We start from the raw sequence: 15,788 nt of genomic DNA on the forward strand, positions 1-15,788 counted from the left end.
GTGTCAGTGGCTGGTGGCGACGAGCAGCGGTGCATCCATCTGATAGCGCTGGCGGATGGCGCCCGCGATGCCGGCCGCGTCCAGCCCCGCGGCGCCGAGCAAGGCGGCCGGATCGCCGTGCTCGACGAAGAGGTCCGGCAAGCCCAGCATCAGCAGCGGGCGATGGATGCCGGCCGCGGCCAGCGTCTCGGCGACGGCGGCCCCGGCCCCGCCCATCACGGTGCCCTCCTCCACCGTCACGAGCTGCGTGTGATCGCGCGCCAGCGCCGCGACGAGTTCCGCATCGAGCGGCTTAATGAAACGCATATTGGCGACGGTCGCCCCGAGTTCCGCGCCCGCGTCGAGGCTCGGCGCCAGCATCGGCCCGAACGCGAGGATGGCGATGCCGGACCCGCGCCGGCGCACCTCGCCCCGGCCGAACGGGAGCGCGTCGAGCTCGGGCGCCGGAACCGCGCCGGGGCCGGCGCCGCGCGGATAACGCACGGCAGCCGGTCCCGGGTGGCGGTAGGCGGTCGTCAGCATGCGCCGGCATTCGGCCTCGTCCGACGCCGCCATCAACACCATGTTCGGCACGCAGCGCAGGTAGGCGATGTCGTAGTTGCCCGCGTGCGTGGCGCCGTCCGCGCCGACGAGGCCGGCGCGGTCGAGCGCGAACGTCACATCCAGGTTTTGCAGCGCCACGTCGTGGATCAACTGGTCGTAGGCACGTTGCAAAAACGTGGAATAGATCGCGACGACGGGCTTCATGCCTTCCACGGCGAGGCCGCCCGCGAACGTCAGCGCGTGCTGTTCGGCGATGCCGACGTCCACGTAGCGGTCGGGGAAGCGCTGGGCGAAGTGCACGAGGCCGGAGCCTTCGCGCATGGCGGGCGTGATGCCGACGAGGCGAACGTCCTGCGCCGCCATGTCGCACAGCCAGTCGCCGAAGATGTCCGTGTACGCGGGCCGGCCGCGCGCCGCGTCGGGCAAGCCTTGCGCCGGGTCGAAGCGGCCCGTGCCGTGGTACAGCGTCGGCGCGGCCTCGGCCCGTACATAGCCCTTCCCCTTGCGCGTGACGACGTGCAGCACCTGCGGGCCCGTGCGCTGCCGCGCCGCTTCCAGCGCGGGGATCAGCGCGTCGAGGTCGTGGCCGTCGACGGGACCGGAATACGCGAAGCCGAACGCGTCGAACAGCGATGCGCCCGGCTCGACGCGGCCCGCGACCAAGTCCGCCAGATGGCGGTTCAAGGCGCCGACGGCCGGAGAGATCGACATGCCGTTGTCGTTCAGGACGACGAGCAGGCGCAGGCCGGGATCGATGCCCGCATTGTTCATCGCCTCGAACGCCATGCCCGCGGACAGCGCGCCGTCGCCGCAGACGGCCACCGCGTGCCGGTCGTCGCCCTGCAGCCGCGCGGCGAGCGCCATGCCGAGCGCGGCGGAGATGGCCGTCGACGAATGCGCCGTGCCGAACGTATCGTGCACGCTTTCGCAACGGCGCGGAAAGCCGGACAGGCCGCCGGCCTGGCGCAACGTGTGCATCTGCGCGCGGCGCCCGGTCAATACCTTGTGTCCGTAGCTCTGGTGGCCGACGTCCCACACGACGCGGTCGCGCGGCGTGTCGAACACGTAGTGCAGCGCGATCGTCAGCTCCACCGTCCCCAGGTTCGACGCGAGATGGCCGCCGGTACGCGCCACCGTGTCGATCAGGAAGCGGCGCAGCTGGTGCGCCAGCGGCGGCAATTGCGCGCGGTTCAATGCACGCAACGCGGCCGGATCGTTGATTGCCTCGAGCAGGTCCATGCGGTCCTCCATGCGGCGTGCGAAGGCACCGCAGGCGAACCATTCTAGAACATCCAGACCATCCGTTCAGATATGCGATTCAACCGTGCGCCACCCTTTATGGAGATATGGTACGCACGCAAAATCCCGCAAGAAATCACCGGCCGTCATCCTTGTAGCGGATCGCATCCAGCACGACGGCCAGCGCCCGCGACGCATGCCGCCGGCTCGGATAGTAGGCGTGCAGGCCGGGGAATTTGGGGCACCAGTCTTCCATCACGCTCACGAGCCGTCCGGCGCGCACATGCGGCAAGGCCACGTCGTCGGTCAGGAACGCGAGGCCGCAGCCGGACAGGGCCGCGCCGAGCATCTGGTAGACGCCGTTGAAGATGAACTGGCCGCGCACGCGCGCCTCGATGGCCTCGCCCTGGTTCCACAGCTCCCACGCGTACAGGCCGCCGCCCGCGAGGCGCAGGCGGATGCAGTCGTGCTTCATGAGGTCGTGCGCGGACGTGGGCACGGGACGGTGCGCGAAGTACGCGGGCGCGCCGACGATCATCGTCTTCGTGTCCGGCGTCAGGCGCACCGCGATCATGTCCTTCTCGACCTGGTCGCCCCAGCGCACGCCGATGTCGTAGCGCTCGGCGGCCACGTCCACCATGCGGTATTCGGCGCTCGTCTCGACCTGGATGTCCGGGTACTGCGGCAGCACGGCGGCCAGGCGCGGCCACAGGACGTTGTCGATCACGTGGTCCGTGGCCGTGATGCGGACCGTGCCCGACGGCCGGGCGCCCAGCTCGCTGACGGCCGCGATCTCGGCGTCGATCTCTTCCAGCCGAGGCGCCACGTTCCGCAGCAGGCGCTCGCCGGCCTCGGTGGGCGACACGCTGCGCGTCGTGCGCGTGAGCAGGCGCACGCCCAGGCGGCTTTCCAGTGCGCGGATCGTGTGGCTGAGCGCGGACTGCGTCATGCCGAGCTTGACGGCCGCGCGCGTGAAGCTGCGTTCGCGCGCGACGGCGAGGAAAACGAGGATGTCGCTGAGGTTGTCGCGTGCCATGCCGTGATTCTAAGCCCGCGCGGCCTTGCCGGCCAGCACGGCGGCGGCGGCGAGCAGCACCGCGCCCAGTCCGAACGCGGCGCGGTAGCCGAAGGCGTCGAACAGCACGCCGCCCAGCGTGGCACCGAGCCCGATCGCCAGCTGGACGACCGCCACGATCAGGCCGCCGCCCGCCTCCGCGTCATGAGGCAGGGTGCGCGCGAGCCACGTCCACCAGCCCGCCGGCGCCGCCGTCCCGACGAGGCCCCACACGGCCAGCAGCACGGCGACGACGGGCGCGGAACCGCCGAAGGCGACGAGTGCCGCCGCCAGCCCGGCCATCACCAGCGGAATCGCGACCAGCGTGCGGTACAGGTGGGCGTCGAGGAAGGCCCCGATGACCGTCGTGCCGATGAAGCCCGCCACGCCGATCGCCAGCAGCATGCCCGTCAACGTGTTCACGCCGACGTGCGTGACGGTTTCGAGGAACGGACGCAGGTAGGTGAACAGCGCAAACTGGCCCATGAAGAACACGCTCACGCCCGCCATGCCGTAGGCGACGGCCGGCCGTTTCAACAGCGCGAACACGTTGCCGGACTTCGCGCCAAGGGTGGCCGGCAGCGCGGGCAGGCTGACGAATTTCCACGCGAACGCCAGTGCCGCGACGGGCACGACGCAGAAGAACGCGCCGCGCCAGCCGACCAGCGCGCCGAGGAAGCTGCCGGCCGGCGCCGCGACGACGGTCGCCAGCGCGTTGCCGCCGTTGACGATCGCCAGCGCGCGCGGCACGGCGTGCTCGGGCACGAGCCGCATCGCCGTCGCCGCCGACATCGACCAGAAACCGCCGATCGCGACGCCGATGAACGCGCGTCCCACGAGGAACAGCGCGTAGTCCGGCGCGAACGCGGCGATGGTGCCCGACACGATCATCGTCAGGCAGAGGCCCAGCAGCAGCACCTTGCGGTCGAGCCGTCCGGCCAGGCGGGCGATGCACAAGCTCGTGACGAGCGCGAACGCGCGCGAGACGGCGATGGCCTGGCCGGCCTGCCCTTCGCTGATGCGCAAGTCGCCGGCGATGGGCGTGAGCAGGCTGACGGGCATGAACTCGGACGCGACGAGCGCGAACGCGGCCAGCGCCAGCGCGAACACGGCGCCCCACGCGGCGGGCGCGGCAGCGGGCACATGCGGCGCCGCGCCGCCCGGCATCGATGAGACCCCGGACTGCATCAGGCGGCCAGGGTCGCGTTGTCGATCACGAAACGGTACCTCACGTCGCCCTTGAGCATGCGTTCGTACGCGGCGTTGATCTCGTCGGCCCGAATCATCTCGATGTCGGCGACGATGCCGTGCGCCGCGCAGAAGTCCAGCATCTCCTGCGTCTCGGGGATCCCGCCGATCATCGAGCCGGCCAGCGCGCGGCGCTTCATGATCAGGTTGAACACTTGCGGCGACGGGTGCGGCGTGGCGGGCGCCCCCACCAGCACCATCGTGCCGTCGCGCTTCAGCAAGGTGAGATACGCGTCCAGGTCGTGCGGGGCGGCGACCGTGTCGACGACCAGGTCCAGGCGCTTGGCCCAAGCGGCCAGCGCTTGCGGATCGCGCGAGACGACCACCTCGTGCGCGCCCAGCGCTTCGGCGTCCCGGCGCTTGGATGCCGACGTCGTGAAGGCCACGACATGGGCGCCCATCGCCCGCGCCAGCTTGATCCCCATGTGCCCCAGGCCGCCGATGCCGACGATGCCCACCGTCTTACCCGGGCCCGCGTTCCAATGGCGCAGCGGAGACCAGGTCGTGATGCCGGCGCACAGCAACGGCGCGACGGCCGCGAGCTGCGCTTCCGGATGGCGCACGCGCAGCACGTAGCGCTCGTGCACGACGATGCGCTCGGCGTAGCCGCCCAGCGTGTGGCCCGGCGCGTCGTTCGTGGCGCCGTTGTACGTGCCGACCATGTGGTCGCAGTAGTTTTCCAGGCCCTCTGCGCAATCGGCGCAGTGGCGGCAGCTGTCGACCATGCAGCCCACGCCGACCAGGTCGCCTGCGCGGAAACCGTGCACGTGCGCGCCGACGGCGGACACGCGGCCGACGATCTCGTGGCCCGGCACGCACGGGTACATGGTGCCGGCCCACTCGGCTTTCACCGTGTGCAGGTCGGAGTGGCACACGCCGCAATAGGCGATCTCGATATGCACGTCGTGCGGCCCCGGCGCGCGGCGGGTGATGTCCAGGGATTCGAGCGGCTTGTCGGCGGCGTGGGCGCCATAGGCTTTGACAGTCATGGGTGATCCTTTCGTGGCGTTGGCGTTGCATCGTTGGGCGACGATGTTAACGGCGAACGCCGGTCGCAGGACCGGCCGGGATTGCTTGACCCTATGAATCCGATTCATGAATCCCGAGCGGAATCATGTCCGCTGCGTCATGAAAGTCAGGGGCGCCGCGACGGTGCGGGCAGCAGGTTCAGCATGCCCTTGAGCGCGTACAGGACGACCATGGCGCCCAGCATGTCGCCGGCCGCCATGACGGCGAAGCCCTGCGCCAGGTCGACGGGGTCGTGGTGGATCCAGAACCACAGGTGGTGCATCAGCGGGCTCGCCACGCCGAACAGGGGCACGAGCAGCAGCAGCCGGCGCGACGTCAGGTTGGCCAGCGACGCCTTCATGCCCAGCACCTGGAGCGCGAACAGGTACACGAGATAAGGCGCGAGGGCCGAGCTGATGCCGCCGGCGAACGAGCGCAGCGGGTCATCGGGATACAGGTGGAAGAAGCACTCGCACCACGAGCCGACCAGCACGCCGACGGCACCGGGCAGGCCCAGCAACAGCGGGCACAGCAGGCGGGCGCCCGCCGGCAGGTAGATCCAGCCCACGCCGCGGATGAACTGGACGTTGGGGAAGACCCAGTCCTGCAGCCGCGCCAGCAGCAGGTAGAACACCGCCGAGCCGACGATGCAGGCGAAGGCGAGCCCGGCCCGTTCGGCCATGCCCTGCCCGGCTTCGTCGCGAGGAATATAAGGGATAGGCATGGCGCGGGATAGTGGATGATGGATGGAGTTAGATAAGCGCTCGCATTATAATCTGCGCATGAGTAAATCAACCCGGCCCGCCGACATCTATCTGCGCTTTCTGCAACTCGCCGAAGCGTTGCGCGGGCTGCCATCCCTGCCCTCCCTCGACCCGCTCGAGGAACGCATCCTCGGCACGGTCGCCCGCGCCATGCAGGATGGCGAACGCCTGTGCGTGCGCGACATGATGGCCAAAAAAGAGCTCGGCGCCCCCGCGACCGTGCACAGCCGCCTGACGTCGATGCGCGAAAAAGGCTGGATCATGCTGACGGATACGGAAGACACGCGGCGCAAGCAGGTCACCCTCACGCAGGCGGCGCTGGCGCACTTCGACAAGCTGTCGAAGTGCATGGTCAAGGCGGTGGAAAAAACCGGCTAAGCTCAGTGAGCGTTTGATACGTCGTCCCCGCGCAGGCGGGAACGACGTGGCCAAGCAGCTTGTCCGGCTCGTGCACTGCCTCAGTGCCCGAGGTAATCCTCGTCACTCACCTTGTCCATCCACACCACGTTGACGCCGTCCAGCGCTTCCTGGATGGCCAGATGCGTCATGGCCGTCGTCGCCGTCGCGCCATGCCAATGCTTGTGGCCGGGCGGGCACCAGACGACATCGCCGGCGCGGATCTCGACCTTGGGCCCGCCCTCGCAACGCGTCCAGCCGCAGCCGGCCGTGACGACGAGCGTCTGGCCGAGGGGGTGCGTGTGCCAGGCCGAGCGCGCGCCCGGTTCGAACGTCACGCTGGCGACGGACACGCGCGCCGGCGGCGGCGGCGCGTTCAACGGATCGATGCGGACGGTACCGGTGAAATACTGCTCGGGGCCTTTGATCGACGGCTGCGCGCCGGGAGGTTTGAGTTCCATGGGATCCTTTCGGTAAAGGGCCCAATATAACGGTCAAGCGCCGGCGCGAATACCCCGCGTCCGTTCAATACCGCTATGAAACGCGTTCATCAATCCCCCGCCGTATAGCTGTACACGCGCTTGCGCTTGGACGTGATCGCCGGGCGGATGCGCTGCGGCGAGATCGCCACGCTGGCCCCGGCGGCCCCGTTGCCGCCCTTCTGCACGGCGCCCAGCACGACGGACACCGCCTTGCCGCCGATCGGCACGCTGCTGGCCTTGACGGGCGACGGCGGCAAGCCGCCGCCCACGAACACGGACGAGCGCGTCCCGCCGCACAGGCCCGGGACGTTGATCGCGCCCGACCCGTTGAACAGGTTGACCCAGTAGCCGCGCGCCTCGCCCAGCGACGTCGAGCAGCTGGCGGCGTCGGGCGGGACCGGACGGTTGGTGCTGAACGTGACCATGCCGCTGGCGATCAGCGCGGACGTGACCACCTGCTCGCCCTGGCCGTACTGGTTCAGGTTCATATACCAGCCCTTCGTGGTCGCATTGGGCAGGATCTTCGTGGTCGAGCAGTCGGTCGCGGTCGTGAAGTCGGTCATCGCGTCCAGATTCGTGGCCGGCGTGCCGGTGGCCGCCGTCAGGTCGTCCAGGTAGACGTAGAACCGGTTCGTCACATTGGCGTACGGGTATTGCGATTGCAGCGGGTGTTCGCGGTCGCCGCTGCCGAGGGCCACATAGACCTTGCCCTGGGTCGCCAGCAGGGCCGGGGCGAACAGGAATTTGCGGCCCGCGCCGGCCGTGTACGCGACCTTGCGATACGTCCACGCGTCGGGCGCGGCCGGGACGCGGCCCGCGTAGCTGCCCACGAAGTCGATCCGGTAGATGTCGCCCCCCGTGTCGGCCGCATAGGCGTAGTCGGGATAGCCGTCGTTGTCGGTGTCGACGAGCGCCACGTCGGCCGCCACCGCGCGGTCGGTCTGGAACGAGCGCAGCACCGCGCCCGTGTTCGCATCGAGCACGTACACGAAACCGCCCTTGCCGGTACTGCACGCAGGGGATGCCGTGTTGGCATCCTCGCAGGCGTCGTAGCCGCCGCCCACGACCAGCACGGGCGTCGTCGTCGAATAGCCTTTGACGAAGGCGACGTTCGGCGTCGACCACGTCTGGCCGACGCCGGACATGCCGGCCGTGCAGCCCGTGTCGTCGCCCAGATCCGGGCAGCCGGCCTTCCACTTGTACACAGGGCGGTCCGGATTGGTGACGTCGATGCCGTACAACATGCGGCCGCCGCGGCGCATCGCCGGGAAGATCCAGACCTTGGAATTGTCGGCGTTCTGGTACAGGCCGATCGAGCCGTCGAAGAAATAGTCCTTGGGCGTAGGCGCGGGCGAGATCGCGGCGGAGAGGTTCGGGTAGCTCACGAGCGGCGCATTGTCCATCAGGCGCTGCAGGCGGCCAAAGAACTCGGGCGCGACGAACGACCAGCTTTCGACGCCGTTGCTGGCGTTCACGGCATGCAGCGCGCCGTCGTTGGCGCCGTAGAACACGCGCACGCCCGTCGTGCCGCCGAAGTTCACGGGCAGCGGGCGCGAGTGGATCACGTCGCCGTGGATCGACGGCCGCGTCGTCGTCGTGCTGCCGGTCCCTTTTTCGTTGTTGACGTCCGCGCCCTGGATGAAGTTCACCAGGTTGGCGCTCAACCCCGTGTTGGCCGTGTTGAACGTGGCCAGCGTGGTGCCCGACAGGGTCAGCATGTTGCGGTTGACGGCCTGGTTCCCGCTCCACGTACCGGCGACGTTCCCCTGGCGCAGGATCTCGGCGGCGCCGCCCTTTTCCACCTGCGGACCGTCCGGCAAGTCCGAATACGGGCTCGCGCCGTTCGGGGCGCAGGCGCCGGCCGGGTCGGGGTTGATGCCCAGGCCGCTCCAGTAACTGCCCGAATCCGACGTCCAGTAGCTCGCCGCGCACGGCGTGACGAAGCCGGTCAGCGTGTTGACGGCGACCTGGCTGTTCACGTCGCCCAGTTCGATGTTGGCGCCGTTGTTGATCAGCTGGTAGCGCTTCAGGTTGCCGAACCAGCGCGGGTGCGCGTCCGGATCGGGGCGGAACATGCCGATGAACACCTGGTTCTCGTTCTGCGAGCGGTTCGTCGCATTGACCGGCAGGCTGGTCGAGGCGAACGTCGTGTTCACGGCCTGGATCTCGATGATGATCTGGCGCAGCGCGTCGAGGATCGCCTGCTCGTTCTTGGCGGCGAAATACTTGCCGCCGCCGGCCTTGGCCATGCTCATCAGCAGAGCCGTCTGCGTGGCGTTCGGCTGGGCGTTGTAGACGTCGATCGTGTACGTCGTCACCGGCGAGCGCACGGCCGATCCGGCGACGGGCACGCCGCGGTCGTGCAACAGGCGCGACCATTCGTCGGCGTTGCGCGGGCCGGTGTCGGTCGTCGTGGTGCCGGTCGGGACGTTGGTCAGCACGGTGCTCGTGCCGACGATGTTGTAGGCGCTCGTGCCGGCCGGGCACGATGCCAGCGTGGTGCTCGTCGGCGTATTGTTGTACGTGCAGCTGATGTTGGTGCCCGAGCACGACGACGCGTAGTCGGACGTCGACGCCGGCGGGCTCGAATAGCACTGCGACGTCATGCCGAGATTCGTCGTGGTCGTGTAGGCCGGCGTCGTCGTGTTGCTGACCGACGTCGGCGTCACGGTCTGCGTGATCGTGTACTGGCGCTTGGCCGTCGCCGCCTGCGTCACGGTCACCTGGCGATAGCCCGAGCCCGTGCAGCCGCTGGCGTTGCTGCTCAGGGCGCCGGAATACGTGCAGCTGCTGTTCGCCGGGCAGGTCAGGCCGCCGAAGTCCGTCGTCGCCGCCGGATTCCAGTTGCCGGACGCCGAGCCGACGCCGGTGTAGCAGCCGGCGCCCTTGCCGTTCGGGTTCTGGTTGGCGGTCGCGCTGCTGGTCGTCGTGCCGGCCGTGCCGACCGGGGCGCCGACCGAATACGTGCAGCTGTAGGTCGTGGTGGTGGTCGTGGTGCCGCTGGTCGTCGTCGAAGTCGACGGGCACGTCAGGTTGCCGTGGTCGCTCGCCGGCACGGCGGCCGCCGTCGCGTAATAGCCCGTCGTCGTACCGGTGGACGTCGTGACGGTGCCCTGCACGGGCTGGCCGGGGCTCGTCGTGGCCGGGTGATAGACGGATTGCGTCACCGTGTACGACAGGCTGCCGGCCGGGCATGCGACGGGCCGCGTGTTGGCCGTCGCGGAACCGATCGAGCAGCCTTCCGTGTAGGGGTCGCACTGCGCCGTGAACGCACTCAGCTCGGCCGCCGCGGCCGTCGGGCTCGCATAGCAGGCGCTCGTGACGCCCACATTGGTCGACGTGGTCGCGTTCTGGGTCGTGAAATTCGGCAGCCCAAGTTGCGTCGTCGGGCTGCCGTTGAGCGCATTGAGCGCCGCCGTGTTGGCCGCGGTATCGCTGGCCGGGCCGCTGGCGTTCGGGTTGCCGATGAAGATGACGAAGCTCTTGCCGCAGGTGTTCGCGGCCGTCAGCGGCGACAGGAACGTCGAGTATGGGGTCGTGTAGCCCGCGCTGTCGGCCAGGCTGGCGATGACGGCGCTGGGCGAAAACGCGTTGGCGCCGGCGAAATAATTGTAGACGTCGTACATCAGGTCGCCGTATGGCGTGTTCGAGTTGCGCTTCTCGTTCGGCGACGTGACGTTGTTGTAGATGGTGCTCAGCTGGCTCGTGAAGTTCGTCTTGGCCGTGGCGTCCAGCGGGCGGATCGCGGAACGGATGAAGCCGCCGTCATCGTTGGCGTTGCCGCCGGTGACGAATTCCATCAGGCCCATGCTGACCGTGCTGTCCAGCGTCGGCAGCAGATTGCTGATCGCGCGCGCTTCCGACTGCCCCTGCTGCAGGCCGCCCGGCCATTGCTGGCTGTGGCGCGACCAGTTCGACGTGTTGTCGAGCACGATCAGGATGCGCGGATTGACGGCGCTGCCGCCGGAGGCGCCGGTGAAGATGTCGATGTCGTCGGCGGCCGCGCCGATCGGCAGGCCGGCAAGGCTCGTGGACAGCGCCAGCGCGAGGGCCGCGGCGGGACGGGAACGGGTCATGGGCTTGCTCCGGGTTGCGGACAGTTGGTGGCGACGTCATCCTTGGCGATACGCACGGACACGCCCTGGACGACTTTGACGGAGGCCTGCGTGGCGGTGTCGGTGGCGACGGCGCTGACGTCCCAGACGCTGTTGTCGCAATCGGAATTGCCGTCGGACGCGCCGGCCACGCCATAGTTCTGGGCGACGCCGACGGCGCAGCCGGCGTCTTCGTTGTCGTTCAGGTTCAGGTCGGAATTCCGGATCGCCTGCACCTTCGTGCAGCTCGGCGGCGGGCTGAGCGTGACCTTGATGTCGGTCTTGCCGTCGCCGTCCGTATCGACGCAGCGCTGGTTCGGGCCGTCGCACGGGTTGGACAGCGCGCTGTTCGGCGTGGTGGTGAACTGGGGCGAACTGATCGTCTCTTCCAGCACGGCGTGGGCGGCGGCGAGCGTCTGGTCGCGCCGCTGCATATTGCCGACCACCTGCAGGTTCGAGTTGCCCAGGTTGACGCTGGTCAGCGCCAGCATCGTGAGCAGCAGGAGCATGATCAGGGCGGTCACCAGCGTGATGCCCTGCTGGCGGCGTGGGATCCTCATGGCTGTTTCCTTCCGACCGGGTTCGCCAGCGTCACGAGCGTCTGGAACACGTGGCGCTTGTAGCCGTCGTTGAACGGGCCGGCCGTGCGCGCGCTGCCGTCGGCGGCGGTGCCCAGGCCATACGTCCTGGCGTCGACATAGCCCGGCGTCGCGCTGGGGCTGCGCGCCAGCACGTGCAGTCGCACGGCGACGACATTGCGCCAGTTGGACACCGCGCAGGCCGCCTGGGCGCAGCCGTTCGCGCCGGCCGGGGCGCTGGTGTACAGGCCGACGGTGCCGTCGTTGTGCGTGTCGATGCCGTATTCGAACTGCAGGTTCTCGACGCCCTCGACCAGCGGCACGATCGTATCGAAGCCCAGCTGGCCGCCCGAGTAGCGCAGCTCGGCGCGTTTCAGCGTGGGGATGCCGTCGCCCGGCCGGTCGTTGTTGGCGACAAAATAGACATGGGTCTGGAAGCGGCGCGTGACCGCCGGCGTGCCCGTGCCGGCCGTCGTCGTGCAATCGCGCTGGTGGCGCGTCAGTTGGGCCGGATCGACGTCCAGCGCATACCAGTCGGCCGGGTTCGCGGACCCAAGCTCGCTCGCGTTGTTGCACAACGATGCCTGGAACAGCGGACCCGCGGGATCGTTGGCGCTGCAGTTCGGATCGCCCGTGACGCAGGCGCGCGTGTGGCGCACGACGATCAGAGCGGTGCCCGGGCGCACGTCCGTGACGCAGGACGGCAGCGTGTCGCCGACGCCGAACCCCTGCACGTGCAGCGGCAGCATGGCCTTGAGGGCGGCCACCGTCGCGGCGCACGGATCCGGTACGGCGGCCGGGTCGGGCAGCAGGGTCGGGTCGAATTCGCCATAGTAGCCGGCGTTGCGCAAGTCGTTGGTGAGCATGTCGACGGCGTACCGGCCGCTTTCGATCTGCTGGTTGGCGCGCTCGATCTCGGCCTGGGCGCGGCTGTTATGGAAGAACAGCGTCACCATCGCGATCACGATGAACAAGCCCATCGTGACGGACACGAGCAGTTCGGGCAGGGAAAAGCCGGCGGTGCGGCGGCGAAGCAAGAGTTGGGCGGCCATCATGGTTCCTAGCTGCAGCTGGGCAGGCCGATCGTCACCTGCACGGCGATCGCGCGCCGGTTGGCGTCCGGACCGTACAGGTCTTTTCCGCACGCCAGGGGCGAGGCGCGGGTTTCGTGCATGCCCTGCCAGGCGACGGTGACACGGTAGATGCCGGGCTGGCAGACGCCGGCCGTCGGGTCGGGCGCCTGCAGCTGCTCCACGCAGCCGCGCGCGCCGATCATGGCGCCGCTGTTCGTGCCGGAGGCAGTCTGTTCGGCGGCGCCCTTGAGTTCCTGGCTCCATTCGCACACGTCGCGCGCGCTGCCGATCGCAAGCGAGGTGCAGTCGGCGGGCTGGGTGTCGCCGGTGCCGAGCGGCGTTGACGTCAGATAGTCGGCGGCGTGGACCGGGTTGCCGAGCACGCGCGCGCGCATGTCGTCCAGCAGCACGACGGCCTGGGCGCGCTGGTACGACTCGATCGAGCCGACCTGCATCTTGGCCTGCAGCGCGGCGATGCCGAGCAGGCCGAAGGCCAGCACGACGACGGTGACGAGGACCTCGACGAGGCTCAGGCCCGCGCTGGCGTGAAGTCGCGGCACGCGTGTCATGTCAGCACCCCGAGGCCTGCATGCGCGGCCGGCCGCTCAGGTCGACCTGCACGCAGCGGTGACTGGACGCGCCGTCGACGGCGATGTCGAACGACGGCGCCGTGTCGCTGGCCACGCGGCCGTTCGGCAGGTACACGACCGCGGTCGGGCCCGTGATCGTCGCGCCCGCTACCTGCCCGTGGTTGGCGACCGGGTGGCCCGTGTCGGTCGGATTCGGAATGGTCCAGCCGGCCTGCCAGCCGCCGGTGAGCGACTGCAAGGTGACCTGGGCGTCGCGCTTGATCGCTTCGCTGCGCGCGAGCGAGAGGGCCGCGTACAGCTCGGTGGCCGTGCTGCGTGCGCGCTGCCCCGCCACCAGGCTCTTGAACGAGGGCGCGGCCATGGCGGAGAGGATCGCGGTGATGGCCACGACGGCCAACAGCTCGACCATCGTGAAGCCGCGGCCGCGGCGCCGGCTCACCATACGCTGGACGGCGTGCGGGCGCCGCTGTTGTTAATGGTAAGCACGCTGTCGCCGGTCTGGCGCGACCCCATCGGCGTGGCCGTGACCGTGAACGACGGCGGCGGGCCGTCGGACGCGTCGATGAAGACCTTATAGTTGGCCGCGACCTGGTCCGGCACCGGCTGGTTGAGCGCGGCCGGCGTGGTGGCATAGCTGTGCGTGTCGGCGAAATACTGCGCCTGCGCCTGCGCGAGCGTCAGCAGATACGCTTCGGCGGCCGCGCGGTTGCCGCGCACGATGTAACTGCCGTACGCCGGCAAGGCGATCGCGGACAGGATGCCGACGATGGCGACGACCGCCATCAATTCGATCAGCGTAAAGCCGCGCGAGCGGGACAATGGAAAACGGTAGGACATGATGAACCTCGTGGCGCCACGGATTGGCGGCAGGATCAACACTACATGTTGCCGCTCGGAAATTCTATCATAATGTCGCAATCTGTCGTATGTGTACGACATAAAGCAAAACATTACGGTGGCGTCATAGTCGTACAAGAGTGTTCCATATTCCCCAGGAGGTCGGTACGATGGCGCGATGAATATTGTCAAACGCATCTTGAAAGCGAACCAGGGCCGCGACCCGGAACGCCTCTCCATGAAATACCGCGCCCTGCGCGACAACCCGTTCTCCTTCCTGCGCGGCACCTGCCACTTATTCTACGACCGCTTGGCCGAGTCCGGCTTCGACGTCGCGGCGCCCGTCGTGTGGTGCTGCGGCGATCTTCACTTGGAGAATTTCGGCAGTTATAAAGGGGACAACCGCCTCGTCTATTTCGACATCAACGATTTCGACGAAGCCGCGCTCGCGCCCGCCTCGTGGGAGCTGGTGCGCCTGGCGGCCAGCGTGCACGTCGGGCTGGAGGCGCAAGGGATTCCCGTCGACCGCGCCACCGCGCTCGTCGAGGAATTGCTCGACCAGTACGCGCGGGCCCTCGCCTGCGGCAAGCCGGCCTGGATCGAGCGCGACACGGCGCGGGGCATGGTGCGCCAGTTGCTGGACCAGTTGCGCGAGCGCAGCCGGGTCGACTGGCTGAACGGCCGCACGCGCCTCGTGCGCCGGCACCGCCGTCTGCTCGTCGACGGCCGCCGCACGCTGCCCGTCACGGCCGCCGAGCGGGACGACGTCACCGCCACGGTGCAGGCGTTCGCGGCCGGCCAGCCGGCCCCGGCGTTCTACCGCGTCCTCGACGTCGCGCGCCGCATCGCCGGCACCGGCAGCCTGGGCGTCGCGCGCTACGTCGTGCTCGTCGAAGGCCGCGGCTCGCCCGACCGCAATTATCTGTTCGACCTCAAGCAGTCCGGGCCCTCCGCGCTGGGCCGCCGGTTCCGCGGCCTGCAGCCGCACTGGCCGGACGACGCCCACCGCATCGCCGGCGTCCAGCAGCGCATGCAGGCCGTGACCGCCGCCTTCCTGCACCCGGTAAAGCACGGCGGCCACCCGTTCGTGCTGCGCGCCCTGCAGCCGAGCGAGGACCGCCTGCCGTTCGAGCGCTTCAAGACCCAGCCGGAACTGTTCGACGGCGCCATCGCCATGCTGGCCCGCTGCGTCGCGTGGGCCCAGTTGCGCAGCGGCGGCCGCCAGGGCGCCGCGATCGCGGACGAGTTGATCGCCTTCGCCGGCAAGAAAAAATGGCGGCGCCAGGTCGCGCTGGCGGCAAGCGACGCGAGCCGGCAGGCGCTCGCCGACTGGCGCGAATTCTCGGCCGCCTACGACGCGGGACAGTGCCCGGCCGCCCCGCCGGGAGCATGAATGGACCACCTGGAAATCCTGCTGCGCCTGACCGCCTCGGTCGTCGTCGGCGGCCTGATCGGCCTGGACCGCAACCTGCACGGCAAGCCGACCGGCATCCGCACGCTGGGACTCGTCTGCCTGGGCGCCTGCGTGCTGACCTTGGCCACGGCCAACCTCCCGGACGGTCACGGCCATGCCGACCCCGCCGCCGCGAGCCGCGTGATTCAGGGCCTGGTGACGGGCATCGGCTTCCTCGGCTCGGGCGTCATCATCCACGAGAACGGCAGCGACCGCGTGCGCGGCCTGACGACAGCCGCGTCGATCTGGATCACCGCGATCCTCGGCATCCTGTGCGGCATGGGCTCATGGCAGATCGCCGCGATCGCCCTCGTCCTCGTGTTCGTCCTGTTCGTGTGCGGCAAGCCGATCGAGCGTACGCTGCACCGGCGCTGGCTGGACAAGCCGGAAAAGGAGAAGCAGGCGATCGACCTGCACGAGGAGTGAGCC

The 15,788-nt window shown here is 69.2% G+C and carries 15 protein-coding genes; 3 read left to right on the top strand and 12 right to left on the bottom strand.

The features are described 5' to 3' along the window. Positions 1 to 3: 3 nt before the first annotated feature. The 5 genes from dxs to BVG12_RS07205 all read right to left on the bottom strand — a co-directional run bounded on the left by dxs (position 4) and on the right by BVG12_RS07205 (position 5,816). On the bottom strand, positions 4 to 1,782 hold the full coding sequence (gene dxs, locus BVG12_RS07185) for a 1-deoxy-D-xylulose-5-phosphate synthase (protein ID WP_075791837.1): 1,779 nt from the start codon (positions 1,780 to 1,782) through the stop codon (positions 4 to 6). A gap of 136 nt (positions 1,783 to 1,918) precedes the next feature. Next, on the bottom strand, positions 1,919 to 2,818 hold the full coding sequence (locus BVG12_RS07190; RefSeq protein WP_075791838.1) for a LysR family transcriptional regulator: 900 nt from the start codon (positions 2,816 to 2,818) through the stop codon (positions 1,919 to 1,921). Positions 2,819 to 2,827: 9 nt separating this feature from the next. Further along, complete coding sequence (locus BVG12_RS07195) at positions 2,828 to 4,024, bottom strand: MFS transporter (protein WP_156895563.1); 1,197 nt, start codon at positions 4,022 to 4,024, stop codon at positions 2,828 to 2,830. Beyond that, positions 4,024 to 5,073, bottom strand: a complete 1,050-nt coding sequence (locus BVG12_RS07200; RefSeq protein WP_075791840.1) for an NAD(P)-dependent alcohol dehydrogenase — start codon at positions 5,071 to 5,073, stop codon at positions 4,024 to 4,026. Before BVG12_RS07200 ends, BVG12_RS07195 begins: the two co-directional genes overlap by 1 nt. 146 nt (positions 5,074 to 5,219) lie before the next feature. Then, positions 5,220 to 5,816: a hypothetical protein gene (locus BVG12_RS07205; RefSeq protein ID WP_229503828.1), complete on the bottom strand. Its 597-nt coding sequence runs from the start codon at positions 5,814 to 5,816 to the stop codon at positions 5,220 to 5,222. A 58-nt stretch (positions 5,817 to 5,874) separates the two neighbouring features. On the opposite strand from BVG12_RS07205, the gene BVG12_RS07210 reads away from it, so the two are divergent. Beyond that, positions 5,875 to 6,234 carry a MarR family transcriptional regulator gene (locus BVG12_RS07210; protein ID WP_075791842.1) on the top strand — a complete coding sequence of 120 codons (360 nt, stop codon included), beginning with the start codon at positions 5,875 to 5,877 and terminating at the stop codon, positions 6,232 to 6,234. Between the two features lie 80 nt (positions 6,235 to 6,314). Here the strand turns inward: BVG12_RS07210 and BVG12_RS07215 are convergent, their stop codons facing one another. The 7 genes from BVG12_RS07215 to BVG12_RS07245 all read right to left on the bottom strand — a co-directional run bounded on the left by BVG12_RS07215 (position 6,315) and on the right by BVG12_RS07245 (position 13,906). After that, the gene (locus tag BVG12_RS07215) at positions 6,315 to 6,713 is read right to left on the bottom strand and encodes a (R)-mandelonitrile lyase (RefSeq protein WP_075791843.1); all 399 of its coding nucleotides are present in this window, start codon (positions 6,711 to 6,713) and stop codon (positions 6,315 to 6,317) included. An 89-nt stretch (positions 6,714 to 6,802) separates the two neighbouring features. Then, complete coding sequence (locus BVG12_RS07220) at positions 6,803 to 10,810, bottom strand: pilus assembly protein (RefSeq protein ID WP_075791844.1); 4,008 nt, start codon at positions 10,808 to 10,810, stop codon at positions 6,803 to 6,805. Further along, positions 10,807 to 11,388, bottom strand: a complete 582-nt coding sequence (locus BVG12_RS07225; protein ID WP_075791845.1) for a hypothetical protein — start codon at positions 11,386 to 11,388, stop codon at positions 10,807 to 10,809. The genes BVG12_RS07220 and BVG12_RS07225 overlap by 4 nt, the downstream gene beginning before the upstream one ends. Continuing rightward, the gene (locus BVG12_RS07230; protein WP_075791846.1) at positions 11,385 to 12,458 is read right to left on the bottom strand and encodes a PilW family protein; all 1,074 of its coding nucleotides are present in this window, start codon (positions 12,456 to 12,458) and stop codon (positions 11,385 to 11,387) included. Before BVG12_RS07230 ends, BVG12_RS07225 begins: the two co-directional genes overlap by 4 nt. 8 nt (positions 12,459 to 12,466) lie before the next feature. Next, a complete protein-coding gene (locus BVG12_RS07235) occupies positions 12,467 to 13,048 on the bottom strand; it encodes a type IV pilus modification PilV family protein (protein ID WP_075791847.1) in 582 nt (193 codons plus the stop codon). A 1-nt stretch (position 13,049) separates the two neighbouring features. Continuing rightward, positions 13,050 to 13,511 carry a GspH/FimT family pseudopilin gene (locus BVG12_RS07240; protein ID WP_075791848.1) on the bottom strand — a complete coding sequence of 154 codons (462 nt, stop codon included), beginning with the start codon at positions 13,509 to 13,511 and terminating at the stop codon, positions 13,050 to 13,052. After that, positions 13,505 to 13,906, bottom strand: coding sequence for a type IV pilin protein (locus BVG12_RS07245; RefSeq protein ID WP_075791849.1), 402 nt, complete (start codon positions 13,904 to 13,906; stop codon positions 13,505 to 13,507). The genes BVG12_RS07240 and BVG12_RS07245 overlap by 7 nt, the downstream gene beginning before the upstream one ends. Positions 13,907 to 14,084: 178 nt before the next feature. Here BVG12_RS07245 and BVG12_RS07250 point away from each other — a divergent pair, with 178 nt between their 5' ends. Together BVG12_RS07250 and BVG12_RS07255 are read left to right on the top strand one after the other, a co-directional pair. Continuing rightward, positions 14,085 to 15,299, top strand: coding sequence for a DUF2252 domain-containing protein (locus tag BVG12_RS07250; protein WP_075791850.1), 1,215 nt, complete (start codon positions 14,085 to 14,087; stop codon positions 15,297 to 15,299). Further along, the gene (locus BVG12_RS07255) at positions 15,300 to 15,785 is read left to right on the top strand and encodes an MgtC/SapB family protein (RefSeq protein WP_075791851.1); all 486 of its coding nucleotides are present in this window, start codon (positions 15,300 to 15,302) and stop codon (positions 15,783 to 15,785) included. The last annotated feature ends 3 nt before the right edge of the window (positions 15,786 to 15,788 follow it).

The sequence above is a fragment of the Massilia putida genome, assembly GCF_001941825.1.
In the GTDB taxonomy this organism is placed as follows: Bacteria; Pseudomonadota; Gammaproteobacteria; order Burkholderiales; family Burkholderiaceae_D; genus Telluria; species Telluria putida.

Coding starts and splice junctions, on each gene's coding strand:
- BVG12_RS07210 (WP_075791842.1), top strand. CDS start 5,875: ATGAGTAAATCAACCCGGCCCGCCGACATCTATCTGCGCTTTCTGCAA.
- BVG12_RS07215 (WP_075791843.1), bottom strand. CDS start 6,713: ATGGAACTCAAACCTCCCGGCGCGCAGCCGTCGATCAAAGGCCCCGAG.
- BVG12_RS07250 (WP_075791850.1), top strand. CDS start 14,085: ATGAATATTGTCAAACGCATCTTGAAAGCGAACCAGGGCCGCGACCCG.
- BVG12_RS07200 (WP_075791840.1), bottom strand. CDS start 5,073: ATGACTGTCAAAGCCTATGGCGCCCACGCCGCCGACAAGCCGCTCGAA.
- BVG12_RS07230 (WP_075791846.1), bottom strand. CDS start 12,458: ATGGCCGCCCAACTCTTGCTTCGCCGCCGCACCGCCGGCTTTTCCCTG.
- BVG12_RS07220 (WP_075791844.1), bottom strand. CDS start 10,810: ATGACCCGTTCCCGTCCCGCCGCGGCCCTCGCGCTGGCGCTGTCCACG.
- BVG12_RS07255 (WP_075791851.1), top strand. CDS start 15,300: ATGGACCACCTGGAAATCCTGCTGCGCCTGACCGCCTCGGTCGTCGTC.
- dxs (WP_075791837.1), bottom strand. CDS start 1,782: ATGGACCTGCTCGAGGCAATCAACGATCCGGCCGCGTTGCGTGCATTG.
- BVG12_RS07225 (WP_075791845.1), bottom strand. CDS start 11,388: ATGAGGATCCCACGCCGCCAGCAGGGCATCACGCTGGTGACCGCCCTG.
- BVG12_RS07235 (WP_075791847.1), bottom strand. CDS start 13,048: ATGACACGCGTGCCGCGACTTCACGCCAGCGCGGGCCTGAGCCTCGTC.
- BVG12_RS07205 (WP_229503828.1), bottom strand. CDS start 5,816: ATGCCTATCCCTTATATTCCTCGCGACGAAGCCGGGCAGGGCATGGCC.
- BVG12_RS07240 (WP_075791848.1), bottom strand. CDS start 13,511: ATGGTGAGCCGGCGCCGCGGCCGCGGCTTCACGATGGTCGAGCTGTTG.
- BVG12_RS07195 (WP_156895563.1), bottom strand. CDS start 4,024: ATGCAGTCCGGGGTCTCATCGATGCCGGGCGGCGCGGCGCCGCATGTG.
- BVG12_RS07245 (WP_075791849.1), bottom strand. CDS start 13,906: ATGTCCTACCGTTTTCCATTGTCCCGCTCGCGCGGCTTTACGCTGATC.
- BVG12_RS07190 (WP_075791838.1), bottom strand. CDS start 2,818: ATGGCACGCGACAACCTCAGCGACATCCTCGTTTTCCTCGCCGTCGCG.